This is a genomic window from Xanthobacter sp. 91 (assembly GCF_000702385.1).
Taxonomy (GTDB): domain Bacteria; phylum Pseudomonadota; class Alphaproteobacteria; order Rhizobiales; family Xanthobacteraceae; genus Xanthobacter; species Xanthobacter aminoxidans.
Map to the genome: position 1 here is coordinate 2,179,939 of NZ_JNIB01000001.1, position 17,156 is coordinate 2,197,094.

Annotated in this window: 12 protein-coding genes; 7 read left to right on the forward strand and 5 right to left on the reverse strand. The window is 68.7% G+C overall.

What is annotated here, in order from left to right:
* The first annotated feature begins 99 nt into the window (after positions 1 to 99).
* The 6 genes from A37E_RS0110370 to A37E_RS0110395 all read left to right on the forward strand — a co-directional run bounded on the left by A37E_RS0110370 (position 100) and on the right by A37E_RS0110395 (position 7,737).
* A complete protein-coding gene (locus A37E_RS0110370) occupies positions 100 to 1,362 on the forward strand; it encodes an HlyD family secretion protein (RefSeq protein ID WP_029556518.1) in 1,263 nt (420 codons plus the stop codon).
* Between the two features lie 128 nt (positions 1,363 to 1,490).
* On the forward strand, positions 1,491 to 3,005 hold the full coding sequence (locus tag A37E_RS0110375; protein WP_245279441.1) for a DHA2 family efflux MFS transporter permease subunit: 1,515 nt from the start codon (positions 1,491 to 1,493) through the stop codon (positions 3,003 to 3,005).
* A 270-nt stretch (positions 3,006 to 3,275) separates the two neighbouring features.
* Complete coding sequence (gene paoA / locus A37E_RS0110380; protein ID WP_029556520.1) at positions 3,276 to 3,920, forward strand: aldehyde dehydrogenase iron-sulfur subunit PaoA; 645 nt, start codon at positions 3,276 to 3,278, stop codon at positions 3,918 to 3,920.
* Complete coding sequence (locus tag A37E_RS0110385) at positions 3,917 to 4,867, forward strand: xanthine dehydrogenase family protein subunit M (RefSeq protein WP_029556521.1); 951 nt, start codon at positions 3,917 to 3,919, stop codon at positions 4,865 to 4,867. Before paoA ends, A37E_RS0110385 begins: the two co-directional genes overlap by 4 nt.
* Before the next feature lie 3 nt (positions 4,868 to 4,870).
* On the forward strand, positions 4,871 to 7,084 hold the full coding sequence (paoC, locus tag A37E_RS0110390) for an aldehyde oxidoreductase molybdenum-binding subunit PaoC (protein WP_029556522.1): 2,214 nt from the start codon (positions 4,871 to 4,873) through the stop codon (positions 7,082 to 7,084).
* A gap of 209 nt (positions 7,085 to 7,293) precedes the next feature.
* Entirely contained in the window at positions 7,294 to 7,737 is a 444-nt protein-coding gene (locus A37E_RS0110395) for an SRPBCC family protein (protein ID WP_029556523.1), read from the forward strand.
* Between the two features lie 79 nt (positions 7,738 to 7,816).
* Here the strand turns inward: A37E_RS0110395 and A37E_RS0110400 are convergent, their stop codons facing one another.
* The gene (locus A37E_RS0110400) at positions 7,817 to 8,500 is read right to left on the reverse strand and encodes a Fe2+-dependent dioxygenase (protein ID WP_029556524.1); all 684 of its coding nucleotides are present in this window, start codon (positions 8,498 to 8,500) and stop codon (positions 7,817 to 7,819) included.
* Positions 8,501 to 8,567: 67 nt separating this feature from the next.
* On the reverse strand, positions 8,568 to 10,922 hold the full coding sequence (locus A37E_RS0110405) for a TonB-dependent siderophore receptor (RefSeq protein WP_245279310.1): 2,355 nt from the start codon (positions 10,920 to 10,922) through the stop codon (positions 8,568 to 8,570).
* Positions 10,923 to 11,395: 473 nt separating this feature from the next.
* Between A37E_RS0110405 and A37E_RS0110410 the strand changes: the two genes are divergently transcribed.
* Positions 11,396 to 12,244: a tetratricopeptide repeat protein gene (locus tag A37E_RS0110410; protein ID WP_051678925.1), complete on the forward strand. Its 849-nt coding sequence runs from the start codon at positions 11,396 to 11,398 to the stop codon at positions 12,242 to 12,244.
* Here A37E_RS0110410 and A37E_RS0110415 read toward each other — a convergent pair whose 3' ends face one another.
* The 3 genes from A37E_RS0110415 to A37E_RS0110425 all read right to left on the reverse strand — a co-directional run bounded on the left by A37E_RS0110415 (position 12,245) and on the right by A37E_RS0110425 (position 17,088).
* The gene (locus A37E_RS0110415) at positions 12,245 to 14,260 is read right to left on the reverse strand and encodes a MacB family efflux pump subunit (RefSeq protein ID WP_245279311.1); all 2,016 of its coding nucleotides are present in this window, start codon (positions 14,258 to 14,260) and stop codon (positions 12,245 to 12,247) included. It abuts the gene before it with no gap.
* 13 nt (positions 14,261 to 14,273) lie between these two features.
* A complete protein-coding gene (locus A37E_RS0110420; RefSeq protein WP_245279442.1) occupies positions 14,274 to 15,452 on the reverse strand; it encodes an efflux RND transporter periplasmic adaptor subunit in 1,179 nt (392 codons plus the stop codon).
* A gap of 109 nt (positions 15,453 to 15,561) precedes the next feature.
* The gene (locus A37E_RS0110425; RefSeq protein ID WP_051678926.1) at positions 15,562 to 17,088 is read right to left on the reverse strand and encodes an efflux transporter outer membrane subunit; all 1,527 of its coding nucleotides are present in this window, start codon (positions 17,086 to 17,088) and stop codon (positions 15,562 to 15,564) included.
* Between the last annotated feature and the right edge of the window lie 68 nt (positions 17,089 to 17,156).

Consider the following 17,156-nt stretch of genomic DNA (forward strand, 5'->3'; position numbering starts at 1 on the left):
TTTGTCAAAGTAATTGACTAAACCGTTCAGTTCAATATGATGGCTCCAGGTTTTGACTAAACCGTTCAGTCAGGCCCCAGCTGGCCGGGAGAGATCAAGGTGGCTCAGATCATCAGGAATGAAGCGGCGGCGCCCGCTTTTGCACCCGAACCGCAGCCGGATGCGCAGGCCGAACCCCCCTCGGCCGGCGTGACCGTGCTCAAGGCGCGGCGGGAGGAGACCCATCCCGCCGCGCCTGCGGTGGAAGTGGAGGCTCCGGCCGACGCCAAGGACCCCTCGAAGCCGCGCTCGCGCAAGCCGCTCATCTTCGGTTCGGTGCTGGCGGTGCTGGTCGCGGCCGGCGGCTGGTACGGGATGCACTGGTGGCAGGTGGGCCGCTTCCATGTGTCGACGGACGACGCCTATGTGGCGGCCGACACGTCTGTCATCGCGGCCAAGGTCGGCGGCTACGTGAAGAGCGTCGACGTGGAGGCCAACCAGTGGGTCAAGGCCGGCGACGTGATCGCCCGCATCGACGACGGCGACTATCGCCTCGCCCTCCAGTCGGCCGAGAACAAGATCGCCACCCAGCAGGCGACCCTCTCCCGCTTCGACCAGCAGGAGACGGCGGCCCGCGCCACCGTCGACCAGATGAAGGCGCAGCTCGCCTCGGCGGAGGCCGACCAGAAGCGCGCGCAGGCGGAATTCGACCGGCAGGATAAGCTCGCCCGCTCCGACTTCGCCAGCCGCTCTACCCTCGACAATGCCCGCGCCGACAAGGACAAGACCGCCGCGAGCGTGGAGGCCGCCAAGGCCGCCATCGCCTCCGCCGAGGCGCAGGTGGTGGTGCTCGCCGCCCAGCGCACCGAGGCGTCCCATGTGCTCGACGAGCTGAAGACCGCCCGCGACCAGGCGCAGCGCGACCTCGACTTCACCGTGGTGCGCGCGCCCATCGACGGCGTGGTCGGCAACCGCGCGGTGCAGGTGGGACAGCTGGTGCAGACCGGCACGCGCCTCGTCGCCGTGGTGCCGCTGGAGGGCGTCTATGTGGATGCCAACTTCAAGGAGACCCAGCTCGGCCGCCTGAAGCCCGGCCAGAGCGTGGATGTCTATGTGGACGCCTACCCCGACCACGATTTCACCGGCAAGGTGGTGAGCGTGTCCCCGGCCTCGGGCTCGGTGTTCAGCCTGCTGCCGCCGGAGAACGCCACCGGCAACTTCACCAAGATCGTGCAGCGCATCCCCGTGCGCATCGCCATCGATCCCCGCGTGCTCGCCAAGCGCGAGCTGCGCCCCGGCATGTCGGTGACCGCGACGGTGGACACCAAGTCCATCCCCGCCACCTCCACAGCCGCCGCACCCACCCCTTCGCCCGCGTCCTGACGCGCGCACCCTGAGCCCGGACAGGAGGCGCGGCCATGGCCGACACCCTGACACTGAAGCCATCCGCAGCGGGCGCTCCTCCTGCCGCCCCTCCTGCGGCCCCCGCCGCGCATGTGGACGGGCGGCGCATGTTCGCCTTCCTGTGCATGGTGTTCGGCATGTTCATGGCGATCCTGGACATCCAGATCGTCTCCGCCTCCCTGGCCGAGATCCAGGCGGGCCTTGCCGCGTCGTCCGACGAAATCTCCTGGGTGCAGACCAGCTACCTCATCGCCGAGGTGGTGATGATCCCGCTCTCAGGCTTCCTGTCGCGGGCGCTGTCCACGCGCTGGCTGTTCGCGGCCTCGGCGGCGGGCTTCACGCTCATGAGCTTCATGTGCGCGACCGCCTCCTCCATCAACGAGATGATCGTCTACCGCGCGCTGCAGGGCTTCCTCGGCGGCGGCATGATCCCCACCGTCTTCGCCGCCGCCTATACGGTGTTCCCGCGCGAGAAGCAGCCCATCGTGGCGCCCATGATCGGCCTCGTGGCGACGCTGGCGCCCACCATCGGCCCGACGGTGGGCGGCTATCTCACCGACCTGTTCTCCTGGCACTGGCTGTTCCTCATCAACGTCATTCCCGGCATGTTCGTGGTGCTGGCGGCGGTGACGCTGATCGACTTCGACGAGCCGGATTTCGCGCTGCTCGACAAGTTCGACTGGTGGGGCCTGCTCTTCATGGCGGGCTTCCTCGGCAGCCTTGAATTCGTGCTGGAGGAGGGGCCGACCAACGACTGGTTCGAGGACCAGACCATCGTCGCCTTCGCCATCGTGTGCGCCGTGTCGTCCCTCGCCTTCTTTGCCCGCGTCTTCTCCACCGACCATCCGGTGGTGGACCTGCGCGCGTTCGAGAACCGCAATTTCACCATCGGCTCGGCCTTCAGCTTCATCATGGGCATCGGGCTCTACGGGCTCACCTATCTCTATCCCGTCTTCCTCGGCCGGGTGCGCGGCTACTCGGCGCTCATGATCGGCGAGACCATGTTCGTCACCGGCATCGCCATGTTCCTCACCGCGCCCATCGCCGGGCGGCTGATGACCAAGATCGACCCGCGCATCATGATGGGCGCCGGTTTCGCCGCCTTCGGGGTGGGCACGTGGTGGGTGACGTACATCACCAAGGACTGGGACTTCTGGGAGCTGCTCATCCCGCAAATCCTGCGCGGCGTGGGGCTGATGATCGCGATGATCCCCATCAACAACATCTCGCTCGGCACCATGCCGCCGGCGCAGATGAAGAACGCGTCCGGCCTGTTCAACCTCATGCGCAATCTGGGCGGCGCGGTGGGGCTCGCGCTCATCAACACGGTGTTGAACAACCGCTGGGACCTGCACATCGCCCGCCTGCACGAGCATGTGGACTGGGCAAGCTCCACGGCGGTGGAGCGGCTCGACACCATCACCGCCGGCCTCGCCCGGCTCGGCTCGGATGCCTCGGCGGCGGCGTTGAAGCAGATGGCGGCCATGGTGCGCCAGCAGGCGCTGGTGATGGCCTTCTCGGACGTCTTCTACCTGCTCACCTTCCTGTTCGTCGCGCTGGTGATCGCCGCGCCTCTGATGAAGCGGCCCAAACCCGGCGCCGGAGGCGGCGGGGGCCACTGAGAAGTTCCGACGCCGGAGGCGGCGGGAGTCACTACCTTCATGCCCGCATGCCCGGACGAGGCCCGGCCCGCGCGCGCCACGGCCTGACGGTTCCGTGATCCCGCAGTGCGGAACCGCGCGTCCGCGCCGGCGTTGGACGCCGGTTCGGCAGGCGTCGTCTGGCCGGCCGACCCGATCCATGCGCATCCTGACGGCAACGGCCGCGCTCGTGCCGCTCCGCATCCGATTCCATCAGCCACAGGCACCCGTCCGAAGGAGGATCAGGCACCCATGGCGCGCTCCCATGATCTCGATATCAACCGGCGTGAGGTGATCCTCGCCGGGGCCGCCACGGCGGTCGCCTCCTCCCTTCCCGGCGGCGCCGAGGCCCAGCCCGCCGCCCTGCCGGGGGCATCCGGCCCCAGTCACGCGACGGTCTCCCTCACCGTCAACGGCGTGATCCGCGAAATCGAGGTGGATACCCGCACCACGCTGCTCGACCTGCTGCGCGAAACCCTCCACCTCACCGGCACCAAGAAGGGCTGCGACCACGGCCAGTGCGGTGCCTGCACGGTGATCGTGGACGGGCGGCGGATCAATTCCTGCCTGTCGCTTGCGCTCATGCACGAGGGCCAGAGCGTCACCACCATCGAAGGGCTGGGCACGCCCGACCAGCTCCACCCCATGCAGGCGGCCTTCGTGGAACATGACGGCTACCAGTGCGGCTATTGCACCCCGGGGCAGATCTGCTCGGCGGTGGCGGTGCTCGCCGAGGTGAAGGCTGACATTCCGAGCCACGTCACCGGCGACCTCACCGCACCGGTCGAACTCACCGAGGCGGAAATCCGCGAGCGCATCAGCGGCAACATCTGCCGCTGCGGCGCCTATTCCAACATCGTGGAGGCCATCGTCGAGGTGGCGGGGAGGCGCGCATGAAGCCCTTCACCTACGAGCGCGCCCTGACGCCGGCCGCTGCGGCGGGCGCGGCGGCGGCGACCCCCGGCGCCCGCTTCATCGCCGGCGGCACCAATCTGCTCGATCTCATGAAGCTGCAGATCGAGACGCCGGCCCATCTCATCGACGTGAATGGCCTCGGCCTCGACCGCATCGAGGCGACGGACGACGGCGGCCTGCGCATCGGCGCGCTGGTGCGCAACACCGATCTGGCCGCCGACGCGCGGGTGCGGCGGGACTATCCGGTGCTCTCCCGCGCCCTGCTGGCTGGCGCCTCCGCCCAGTTGCGCAACAAGGCGACCACCGCCGGAAACCTGCTCCAGCGCACGCGCTGCCCCTATTTCTACGACCCCGCGCAGGCCTGCAACAAACGCGCGCCCGGCAGCGGCTGCGCGGCGCTCGGCGGCTATTCCCGCCAGCTCGCCATCATCGGCGCCAGCGAGGCCTGCATCGCCACCCATCCCAGCGACATGGCGGTGGCCATGCGTGCCCTCGATGCGGTGGTGGAGACCGTCGGGCCCACCGGCGCCACCCGGCGGATCGCCATGGCGGACTTCCATCGCCTGCCCGGCGACACGCCTCACATCGAGACCGCTTTGGAGCCCGGCGAGCTTATCACCGCCGTCACCCTGCCCAAGCCCGTGGGCGGGCGGCAGGTCTATCGCAAGGTGCGGGACCGCGCCTCCTACGCCTTCGCCCTCGTCTCCGTCGCGGCGGTGATCCATGAGGACGGCACCGGGCGCATCGCGCTCGGCGGCGTGGCGCACAGGCCGTGGCGGGTGGAAGAGGCGGAAGCCGAACTGCCGCGCGGCGCGAAGGCCGTGACCGAGCGCCTGCTCGATGGCGCCAAGCCCACACCCGACAATGCGTTCAAGGTGACGCTCGTGGAGCGCACCCTCGGTGCCGTGCTCGTGGACGGGAGGAATTGAGCCATGAAGTTCGAGACACCCGCCGCCGACAATCCCATCGACCAGCTGAAGATCATCGGCCAGCCCGTCTCCCGCATCGACGGGCCGTTGAAGACCACCGGCACCGCGCCCTATGCCTATGAGCGGCACGACGTGGCGCCCAATGCCGCCCACGGCTTCGTGGTGGGCGCGACCATCGCCAGGGGCCGCATCACCGCGCTCGACACGTCGGCCGCGGAGGCGGCGCCCGGCGTCGTCGCCGTGGTCACGGCCGCCAATGCGGGGCCGCTGAAGAAGGGCAACAACAATACGGCGCTGCTCCTCGCCGGTCCGGAGGTGGAGCACTATCACCAGGCGGTGGCTCTGGTGGTGGCCGACACGTTCGAGCAGGCCCGCGCGGCCGCCGCGCTGGTGAAGGTGGACTATGCCCCCGCCGAGGGCGCCTTCGACCTCGCCAAGGCCATGGAAGGCGCCGTTAGACCTGAGAAAGGCGACGGCATGGGCGGGGCGGCCGACACGGCCGTGGGCGATTTCCACGGGGCTTTCGCCGCTGCCCCGGTGCGCCTCGACGCCACCTATTCCACCCCCGACCAGACCCACGCCATGATGGAGCCATACGCCTCCACCGCCGCCTGGGACGGCGACCGGCTGACGGTGTGGACCTCAAACCAGATGATCGAGTGGGGCCGCAGCGACCTCGCGCGCATGCTCGGCCTGCCCAAGGACAGGGTGCGCCTGATCTCGCCCTATATCGGCGGCGGGTTCGGCGGCAAACTCTTCATCCGGGCCGATGCGATGCTGGCGGCGCTGGGCGCGCGGGCGGCGGGGCGGCCGGTGAAGGTGGCGCTGCATCGTCCGCTGATCGTCAACAACACCACCCACCGTCCCGCCACCATCCAGCGCATCCGCATCGGCGCGGGGCGGGACGGGCGCATCACCGCCATCGGCCACAAGAGCTGGTCCGGCGACCTGCCCGGCGGCGGGCTGGAGACGGCGGTGAACCAGACGCGCCTGCTCTATGCCGGCGCCCATCGCCTCACCGCCATGCGGCTCGCCACCCTCCATCTGCCCGAGGGCAACGCCATGCGCGCCCCCGGCGAGGCGCCGGGCCTGATGGCGCTGGAAATCGCCATGGACGAGATGGCGGAGAAGCTCGGCATCGACCCGGTGGAGTTCCGCGTCCTCAACGACACCGAGCGCGACCCCGAAAACCCCGACCGCCCCTTCTCCCAGCGCCAACTGGTCGCCTGCCTGCGCCTCGGCGCGGAGCGGTTCGGCTGGAGCCGGCGCAATCCCAAGCCTGGGCAGGTGCGGGAGGGCGACCAACTGATCGGCATGGGCATGGCTGTGGGCTTCCGCAACAACCTCCTCATGAAGTCCGGCGCGCGGGTGCGGCTCGATGCCGAGGGCCGGGTGACGGTGGAAACCGCCATGACCGACATCGGCACCGGCAGCTACACCATCCTCGCTCAGACGGCGGCGGAGATGATGGGCGTGGGGCTCGACAAGGTGCGCGTGGTGCTGGGCGATTCATCGCTGCCGGCGTCCTGCGGCTCGGGCGGGCAATGGGGCGCCAACAACGCCACCTCCGGCGTCTACGCCGCCTGCATGAAGCTGCGCGAGGAGGTGGCCCGCACCCTCGGCTTCAATTCCAAGGAGGCGGTGTTCGCCGATGGCGAGGTGCGCGCCGGCAACCGGGCCGTGCCGCTGGCTCAGGCGGCGGGCGCGGACGGGCTGACGGCGGAGGACACCATCGAATATGGCGACCTCGGCAAGCGCTACCAGCAATCCACCTTCGCCGGCCATTTCGTGGAAATGGCGGTGGATGCGGCCACCGGCGAGGCGCGGGTGCGACGCATGCTGGCGGTGTGCGCGGCGGGTCGCATCCTCAACCCCAAGACCGCCCGCAGCCAGGTGATCGGCGCCATGACCATGGGGGTGGGCGCCGCGCTGTTCGAGGAGCTGGCGGTGGACCGCCGCCACGGCTTCTTCGTCAACCACGATCTCGCCGGCTACGAGGTGCCGGTGCATGCGGACATCCCGCACCAGGAGGTGATCTTCCTCGACGAGACCGACCCCATGTCCTCGCCCATGAAGGCGAAGGGCGTGGGCGAGCTCGGCCTGTGCGGGGTGGGCGCGGCAGTGGCCAATGCGCTCTACAACGCCACCGGGGTGCGGGTGCGGGACTATCCCATCACCCTCGACAAATACATCCACCGCCTGCCCGAGGTGGGGTGAGCGGAAAAACGGCGCGCGGGTGTCGGGTGCGGCGCGCGCCGTTCGTCCTTTTGGGGTGACGGGCGGCGCCGCCGCCTCTAGAGCGCGATCCGATCAAATTGAATCAATTTGATCGGTGAATCGCCCTCTCACTTTAAGAAAGAGAACGCGTGATCCGATCTGATCGCGATGCGATCAGATCGGCGCGTGCTCTGACAGGGAGAAGAGACATGCCCGGCACCGTTCGCCTGCACCGCATCCTCACCACCAGCCCGGAGAAGGTCTATCGCGCCTTCATCGAGGCCGATGCGCTCGCCAAGTGGCTGCCGCCCAACGGCTTCACCTGCACGGTGCATCATCTCGACGCGGTGGTGGGCGGCACCTTCCGCATGTCGTTCCGCAACTTCACCACCGGCCACAGCGACGCCTTCGGCGGGGAGTTTCACGAGTTGGTCCCCGGCGAACGCGTGCGTTACACCGACCGCTTCGACACGCCCGCCCTGCCCGGCGATATCGACGTGACCATCGTGCTGAAGAAGGTCTCCATGGGTACCGAGGTGGAGATCACCCAGACCGGCATCCCGGACGTCATTCCCGTCGAGGCCTGCTATCTCGGCTGGCAGGACTCCCTGCGCAATCTGGCGCGGCTGGTGGAGCCGGAGATCAACCAGTAGCGCCTTTGCCGGCAGTGCGGCCGCTCAGTCGCCGCGCGGGGGGCTTTCCCGTTGCCTTCGCTCAGGCGCCGCGCGGGCTTTACATCTGCGCCCAGCTCCGGAGCAGGTTGTGGTAGACGTTGGTGAGCTGGAGCACCGCCGGCTCGTCGTCCGGCAGGCGGCTGCGCACGGCCATGATGGCGAGGTCGAGGTCGTAGAGCAGCGCGCGGCGGCCATCGTCCGGGATCATGGACTGGGTCCAGAAGAAGGAGCCCCAGCGGCTGCCGCGGGTGATCTCGCGCACGCTGTGCAGGCTGCTGGCGGGATAGACCACCGCATGGCCGGCGGGCAGCTTCACCTCGTGGACGCCGTAACTGTCCTCGATGAGGAGTTCGCCGCCGTCATAATCGGCGGGATCGGTGAGGAAGACGGTGGTGGAGACATCCGCCCGCATCCGCCGCCCGGCGCCGGGGATGGCGCGGATGGCGCCATCCACATGGGCACCGAACTTCATGCCCACGTCGTAGCGGTTGAACATGGGCGGCAGCACATGGAGCGGCATGGCCGCCGAGTTGAAAATCCCGTTGCGGCCCAGCGCCCGCAGGATGAGATCACCCAGCTCCTGCGCCTCGGCCGACTCCACCGGAATCTGCAAATTCTGCTTGGATTTCGCCGCCTGCACGCCGGCCGTCACGCGGCCGTCCACCCAGGGCGAGCCTTCCAGCACGCGGCGGCAGTGGGCGACCTCGGCCGCGGTGAGGAGATCGGGGATTTCAACGAGCATCGCGCATCCAGAAACGGGCAGCGTCGGCCCGGCCGTGTCGACCGCGCCGACGCCGTTTTCGTGACGATCAGAAGGTGTAGCCCACGCTCAGCGTGAACGAGCGGCCCGGCGCGGGAACGGCGCGGTTGCCCCAGCCGGCCGAATAGTTCAGCGCGTTGGTGAGGTTGTAGCCGTTGAGCGCCACGCGATACTTGTCGTGCTTGTACGAGATCAGCGCGTCGAGCGAGAAGGTCTCGGGAATGATGGCCGTGTTGGCGCTGTTGGTGAAATAGCCGTCGGCATAGGTGATGCCGCCGCCCACCAGAAGCTGGCCGGGGATGGCCCGCACCACGCCGCCCTTGATGAGGTCGTAGGTGGTCCAGAGCGTGAAGTTGTTGGGCGAGACGAAGGGCACCTCGTTGCCGATGTAGCTCAGCGTGGTCGAGGTGAGGATTTCGCTGGAGTAATAGGCGTAGCCGGCCTGGATGGTCCAGGCGTCGGTGATGGTGCCGGTCACGCCCAGCTCGATGCCCTGCACCCGCTGGTTCTCACCGCTCTCCACCGAATTTCCGGTCACGGGATCGGTGTAGAAGACGTTGCTCTTGTTGATGCGGAACACCGCGCCGGTGAGCCCGAGCCTGCCGTCCAGCACCGAGACCTTGGCGCCGGCCTCCCACGTCTCGTTGTCTTCCGGCTCAAGATTGTTCTGCACCGGGTTGACCACGGTCACGTCGTTGGTGGGAAAGCCGCCCTGCGGGCTGAAGGACTTCGCGTACGAGACGTAATAGGTCTGGGTCTTCGTCGGCTCCCAGATCAGCGAGGCCTTGGGGCTGAAGAAGCGGGTGTTGGAATCGGCGTTGATCCAGGTGCCCTTGCTGTTCTTGCAGCCCGGCACGGTGGAGGTGCCCTGCGCGTCCACGCACCAGTATTTGTAATCGGCCGAATAATTGTCCCAGCGGATGCCGCCGAGGATGGAGAGCTGGTCCGTGAACCAGATACGGTCGCTGGCGAAGGCGCCGAAATCATAGCTGTTGCTGATCTTCTGGCCGTTGTTGCCGAACGGATTCTCGTAGAGATAATAGCCGGTCGTGTTCTCGTAGACCGGGAGCCAGATGGTCGAGAGGCCCTTGGAGCCGTTGAGGGAGAGCAGGTTGCGGCTGTCGTTGACGAAGTAATAGTCGATGCCCGTCACCAGCTCGTGCCTGAGGAAGCCGGTGTTGAACTTGGCGGTCATGGTCGCGACATTCTCGGCCGCGAGACTTTCCTGTAGATAGCCCGGATTGCCGCCGCCGAAGGTGATGGCGGGGTTGTTGCCGGCGAAGAACTGCCCCGTGCAGCTCGCGGCGTAGATCTTCGGCGTGGCTGGTACCGTATTGGTCGAGCCGTTGCTGCAACCCGGCACCGAGGCGGCGAAATCGCGCGTGTAGTATCCGACACGGCTGTCGTTGGTGAAGGTCAGCCAGTCGTTGATCTCGTTCTTGTAGTTCGCCGTGAACATGTTGGTGTCGGTGATGTCGCGATCCGTCACCTTGCCGTAGAAGTTGGAGCGCGGAACGCCCCATTCCGTCACCGGCACGCCGATGGCGCCGAATTTCTTCGCATCGTTGAACAGCGGCGTCACGATGGGCACGCCATAGTCCGGCGTGCGGTCGCCGTGCTGGTAGAGATAGTTGAGATAGAGCGTCTGGCTGGTGCCGAGGCCGAAGCCCAGCGAGCCCATGAGGCCCCAGCGGTTGGCCTCCACATGGTCGCGGTCCACGATGTCCTGGGCGTTGAACATGCCGACGATGCGGGCGGCCGTGGTGTCGTCGATCTGCTTGTTGAAGTCGAACACGCCGCGATAGAGCGGGCCGGAGCCGAACTGGCCGTCCACGTCATACTTGTCGCCGCGGTGCGCCTGCTTCAGCTGCATGTTGATGGCGCCGCCCGTGGTGCCGGAACCGAAGCTCTCGGAACTTGGCCCCTTGAAGACCTCCACGTTCTCGTAGGCGAAGTTGTCGCGCACATAGACGCCGAAGTCGCGCAGGCCGTTGATGAAGACGTCGCCCTTGGCCTGGAAGCCGCGGATGCGGAACTGGTCGCCGTTCATGCCGCCGCCGCCCTCGCCGATGCCGACGGTGACGCCCGGAACATTGCGCAGCGCCTGCTCCAGCGTCGTCACGCCCTGCTGCTGCATGGTCTGCTGGGAGATGACGGTGACGGTCTGCGGCGTGTCCTGGATGGTGCCGGGCAGGCGCGACAGGCCGGTGGTCGCCTCCAGCGAATTGACCGGCTCGCCATCGGCGTCGACGACGATGGTCGGCAGGTCCGTGTCGGCGCCGGCGGGCGCGGTCGCCTGCTGGGCGAAGGCCTCCATGAAGGGCACGGCCGACAGGCCCATCACAAGGCCGGCGCCCACCGTCGAACGCGACATGGTGGGCCGAAGTGTGCTCAACGCTCCCATGATCTTTCCCCGTAAGGTGAGATGCCCGGCGATGCTTGCGGCGGCGCGCTGCGGGCTGGTTTCGGCAATAGTCGAGCGCTGACGGAACGGGCGTCAGGGCGGTGTCTGCAATAATGAGCGCAAAATCAGGAGTTAAGGTCTGTTCCGGACCATGACGAAGCAAACCCTGACTGTGGGCGCGCCACCCCTCAACCGGGCGGCGGCACGTATATGGAAGTCATCATTCTGTTGCGTGACGTATAGAGGCCCTGCATTCCGCAGCGCAACAACTATGTTTTTGATCTGGTCCAAGGTGGGCCGAAAAGTGGCGGATGGAGATATGGCAATACTCAATGATACATATCGGTACACCACCTGAAATCATTCAAAACAAGAACTGTTCCATTTAAGAACTGCGCGCCCCGGCTTGACATGAAGGCGCGTCGCGACGGTCTATCGCCCCGGCATGCCCCTCGGGGCGCGGCGGGCCGGGCATGGGCGACGAGCGGATTTCCTACAGCGCCCTGAAGGGCATGAGCGCGGACGAACTGCGCGCGGGGCTGGCGGCGGAGCCGGCGCGGAGCGTCGCGCTGGTGCGGGCGGCGGCGCACAACGGCATCTTGAGCGCGCAGGTGGTGTATGGCCAGATGCTGCTGGATGGCACCGGCGTCGCGCGCGATGCCGAGGCTGCGTACCGGTGGTTCGTCATCGCCGCCGACGCGGGTAGCCTCGACGGCGTGAACATGGTGGGGCGCTGCCATGAGAAGGGCTGGGGCGTGCCACGCGACCGCGACGCGGCCGGTCGGCGCTATCGCGCGGCGGCGGTCGAAGGGCATGTGTGGGCGCAGTTCAACCTCGGCACGCTGCTGGTGAATGCCGCCGATTTCGCCGCTGATCCGGCCCTTGCGCTCCACTGGTTCGTGCGGGCGGCGCGGCGGGGGCATCCCAAGGCCATGGCCATGATCGGCCGGTTTCTGGAGCAGGGCTGGGGCCGGCCGGCCGATCCCGTGGCCGCGCGCCGCTGGTATCGCCGCGCGGCGCTCGGCGGGGATTATCGCGGCCAGTTCGACTATGCCCGCACGCGCTATGCGGACGGCGCGGCGGAGGAGGCGTGCGCCTGGTTCGCGCGATCCATCGAGACGGCCGTCCCGGACTTCTGCCGGCTGGCGGCCGAGGGCCTGCGCGCGTCCGGCGATCCCGCCCTCGAAGCCATCGCCACGCGGGCGCTGGAGCGGGTGCGCGCCGCCGAGGACGCGCAGGCCGCGGCCGACAGAGACGAGGCGCAGGCTCGCGCCGCCGCCCGCCCGCGTCGCGGCTTCGGGCGCTGGCTGCGCAGGCGCTGATCAGTCACGCGCCAGCGCCGTCACCGGGTCGAGGCGGGAGGCGTTGCGCGCGGGCAGATAGCCGAAGCCCACCCCGATGAGGCTGGAGCACACCACGGCGGCGATGATGGAACTCGCCGAATAGATCAGCGTGAAGTTGGAGCCCGAATAGGCGAACAGCACCCCGAACCCCAGCGCCAGCGCGATGCCGGTGACGCCGCCCACGAGGCACACCAGCACCGCCTCGATGAGGAACTGGTTGAGGATGTCGCTCTGCCGCGCGCCCACCGCCATGCGCACACCGATCTCGCCCACCCGCTCGGACACCGACACCAGCATGATGTTCATCACCCCGATGCCGCCGACGATGAGGGAGATGACGGCGATGGCGGCGATCAGCACCGTCATGGTCTCGGTGGTGGCGGTGATGGTGTTGCGAATGTCGTCGGTGTTGATGATGAAGAAGTCCTTGGTGCCGTGGCGCTGCAGGAGGAAGCGCGTCACCTGCTGCTCGGCGACATCCATGGGCGCGTCGTCGGCCACCTTCACGGTGATCGAGCGCAGCGAGGTGGAGCCGACGAAGCGGGACTGCACCGAGGTGTAGGGCAGGTAGACGGAGAGGTTCTGGCTGGAGCCGAACCCGCCCTGCTGCGGCGCCGCCACTCCCACCACGCGGGCGAACACGTCGCCGATGAGGATGACCTTGCCGAGCGGCCCGCCGGGCACGTCCGCGAACAGGGTCTTGCGCGTGTTCTCGTCGATCACCGCCTCCAGGGTGCGGGCGCGCACGCTGTCGGCGTCGAACAGCCGGCCCTGCGTCAGCCGCACGCCCTTGGCGGCGAAATAGCCCTCGCCGACCCCGTTGATGAGGGCGCTGGCCTCGGTGCCGCCGAAGCGCACGGTGGTGGATTTGGAGACGGTGGGCGTCACCGCCGCCACATAATGCTGGCGGGCGAGGGCATCCGCATCCGCCACCACCAGCGTGGTGATCTTGCCCGATCTTGTATCGCCGAAGGTGCGGCCGGCGAAGATCTCCAGCGTGTTGGTGCCGAGGCTGGAGATGTTGGCGAGCACCTTCTGCCGCGAGCCCTCGCCCAGCGCCACCACGCACACCACCGAGGCGATGCCGATGATGATGCCGAGCATGGTGAGGAAGGTGCGCAGCCGGTGCGCGTTCATGGCCAGCAGCGCCATGATGAAGGCTTCATAGAGGCGGTCGCCGAAGGCGCGCCAGCGGGCGAGCCGCGAGGTGGGCGCCGCAACGGGCTTCGGCACGCTCACCATGCGGGTGCGGGCCGCGGCCGAGGGCCGGTCGGCGACGATCTCGCCGTCGCGGATCTCGATCACCCGCTGCGCCCGCTCGGCCACCTTCATGTCGTGGGTGACGATGATGATGGTGCGGCCTTCCGCATTCAGCTCGTCGAGAATGCGCAGCACCTCGGCGCCGCTCCGGGAATCGAGCGCGCCGGTGGGCTCGTCGGCGAGGATCACGTCGGCGCCGTTCATCAGGGCGCGGGCGATGGACACGCGCTGCTGCTGGCCGCCGGAGAGCTGGCCCGGCCGGTGGCCGGTGCGGTCCGCCATGCCGAGCCTAGCGAGGATGGCCTCCGCCCGCTCGCGCCGCGCCTCGGCATTGGCGCCGGCATAGACGGCGGGGATCTCCACGTTGCCGAGGGCGGAGAGTTCTCCCAGCAGATGGTAGCGCTGGAAGATGAAGCCGAAATGCTCGCGGCGCAAAGCGGCCAGCTCGTCCGGCTCCAGCGCCGCCGTCTCCTTGCCGCTCACACGGTAGCTGCCGGAGGTGGGCCGGTCGAGGCAGCCGAGGATGTTCATGAGGGTGGACTTGCCCGAGCCCGAGGCGCCGACGATGGCCACCATCTCGCCGCGGGCGATGTCGAGGTCGATGCCCTTGAGCGCGGCGATGGTGCCCTCGCCGGAGGGATATTCGCGCCACACGCCCTTGAGCTGGATCAACGGCGCTTCGCCGGTTTCCGCCAGAGGCGGAGCGAGGGATAGGTTCATATCGGGCGCGTTCATGCCCGCCGCTCCCTCACAGCCCGCCCATGGGCGGGCGGCGGGGCGGGCCGCCGGCGCCGCCGCCGGACGCGCCGGCCACGGCCTCGCCCGTCACCACGCGTTCACCCTCGGCGAGGCCGGAGCGGATCTCCGCCGTCACCTTGTCGTTGAGGCCCACCTCCACCGGGCGGCGCTCCACCGTGCCGTCGCCATGGAGCACGCGCACGCGCCAGCCCTTGCCGGCCCGCTCCAGCGCGGTGGAGGGCACGGTGAGCACGTTCTCGGCCCGGCCGAGGATGATGTGCACCTCCGGCGTCATGTAGGTGCGCAGCCGGCCCTTGGGGTTCGGCACGTCGAACACGCCGATATAGTAGATGGCCACGGAGGTGGTGGCGGACGAGGAGGACGACGAAGAGCTGCTGGTGGTGGAGAAGCTGCTGTCGTTCTTCAGGCTCTCCGGCGCCGGCTCGATGAAGCCCAGCTTGGCGTTGTGCCGTTCGTCCGGCGCGCCCACCACGGTGAACCACAGGGGCATTCCGGGCGCGACCTTGATGATGTCGGCCTCGGAGATTTCAGCCCGCACGGTCATCACGTCGAGCTGGCCGAGGATGGCGACGGTGGGCGCGGTCTGGGTCGCGTTCAGCGTCTGGCCCTGCTGGGCCACGAGGGCGAGCACCGTGCCATCGGCCGGGGCGGTGATCTGCGTGTAGCCGAGATTGGCGCGGGCGGTGTCCACCGCCACCTGCGCCGAGATGATCTGCGCATCCAGCGCCGCGAGCTGCGCGCGCGTCACCTTCACCGCGGAATCGGCCGCCTCGTAGTCCGCCTGCGATACCGCCTTCTGCGCCACCATGGTCTTCTGGCGGGCGAGGGTCTGCTCGTTCAGCACGAGGGTCGCCTCCTTCTCGGCCTTCTGCGCGCGGGTGTTGGCCAGCGCCGCCTCGGCGGTGCGCAGGGCATTCTCCTGGGTCACGGAATCGATCTGGGCGATGAGGTCGCCCTTCTTCACCTTGTCGCCCAGCTTCACGTTGATGGCGAGGATGCGGCCCGAGGCCTGGGAGCCCACCGCCACGAGGTTGGAGGGCTTCAGCGTGCCGGAGGCCAGCACCGTCTCCTCCACGTTGCCGCGGGTGACGGGGGCGGTCATCAGCCCGGAGCCGGGCACCGGGGCCGTGTAGCGGCTGTAGCCGTAGGCGCCGGCGGCGATCAGCAGCGCGAGCAACCCCCAGCGCCACAGCCGGCGGGGCTTCTTCTTCGGCCGGGTGGCGGCGGGCGCCGTGCGGGTTTCGTCGAGGGGAGGCAAGGCGTTCACGGCAGCACCGTCATGGCTGGGCGCTCCCGTCGGGGCGCGCGAGTGGCGCGATGCGCGCGAAGTGGGGGCCGGTGTTCTGGTCCACCACCTCAGGTCTGGAGGTGTCGACCACCCCGTCCCAGCCGCCGCCGAGCGCCTTGTTGAGGGCGATGTAGTATTTCGTGGTCGCGACCCGGCTCTGGATGAGCTGGGTCTGTGCCGAATAGAGCGAGCGCTCCGCGGTGAGCACGTCGAGGAAGCTCGTGGAGCCGTTCTCGTAGAGCGCGCGGGAGAGCCGCGCCGCCTCCCCGTAGGAGGTGACGGCGATGGTCAGCTTGCCGGTCTTGAGGCGCTGCTGGGAGAGCGAGACGGAGGCGTTCTCCACATCCTCCAGCGCCGTCAGCACGCTCGCCTTGTAGGCGATGAAGGACACGTCGCGATTGGCCTCGGCGAGGTCCACCAGCGCCTTCAATTGCCCGCCGGTGAAGATCGGCACCGTGAGCGTCGGCCCGAACGCCCAGCTGATGGACGAGGCGCGGCCGAGATCGCCAAGCCGCGAGCCGGTGGCGTTGATGTTGCCGGTGATGCTGATGGAGGGATAGCGGTTCGCCTCCGCCTGCCCGACGAGGGCGGTGGACTGGCCGAGCGCGCGTTCCGCCGCCCGCACGTCCGGCCGGTTGGTCAGAACGTCGGCGGGAATGCCGCGCGGCACCGGCAGGCGCGGGGTCGGGACCGGCTTGACCCGCGACAGGCGCAGCATGAGCGCCGCCGGGGGCTGGCCGGTGAGCACCGAGATGCGGTGGATGGCCGCCGCGAGGGACGCTTCCAGCTCGGGGATGTTGGCCTCGGTGGAGGCGACGAGGCCGGAAGCGTTGGCGAGGTCCACGGCCGAGGCGGCGCCGGCATCGAGCTTGCGCCGGGTCAGCGCCTCCGTCTCCTTCTGCGAGGCGGCGGTGCTGCGGGCGAGGGCGATCTGCGCCTGATAGCCGCGCACGTCCGCATAATAGGAGGCGACATCGCCCACCAGCGTCAGCAGCACCGCGTCGAGGCTGTTGACCACCGCATCCACATTGTAGGCCGCCGCCTCCACCCCGCGGCGGTTGGCGCCGAACAGGTCGACCTCCCAGCTGGCATCGAGGCCGGCCTGATACTGGCCGTAGCCGTTGGACACGGTGATGTCGCCATTGGGGCTGACCCCGCCGCCGCTGTCGCCCCGCGTGCCGGAAGCATTGCCGGTGATCTCAGGGAAGAGCGTTCCCATCTGCTGGTGGTAGGAGGCGCGGGCGGCCCGCACATTGGCCTTGGCGGTGGCCACATCGAGATTGCCGGCGACCGCTTCCGTCATCAGCGCATCGAGCATGGGGTCGCCCATGCGCCGCCACCACGCCTTCAGCTGCGGCGCCGCCTCCGCCCGCTTCGCCGTCGCCCCCCAGTGGCCGGGGAGGGTCAGCTCCGGCGTGTCGTATTCCGGCCCGACCGCGCAGGCGGAGAGGGTGAGCGCGACCAGGACGCCCAGGGTCGCCCGCAGGGATCTCGCCCGCTGAGGTCGCCACCCCACCGGTCTCTCCCCCACGGGTCTCGCGACCGGGGGACATCCGGCCGGAGAGGGGGCCGCCGGGTCGGTCT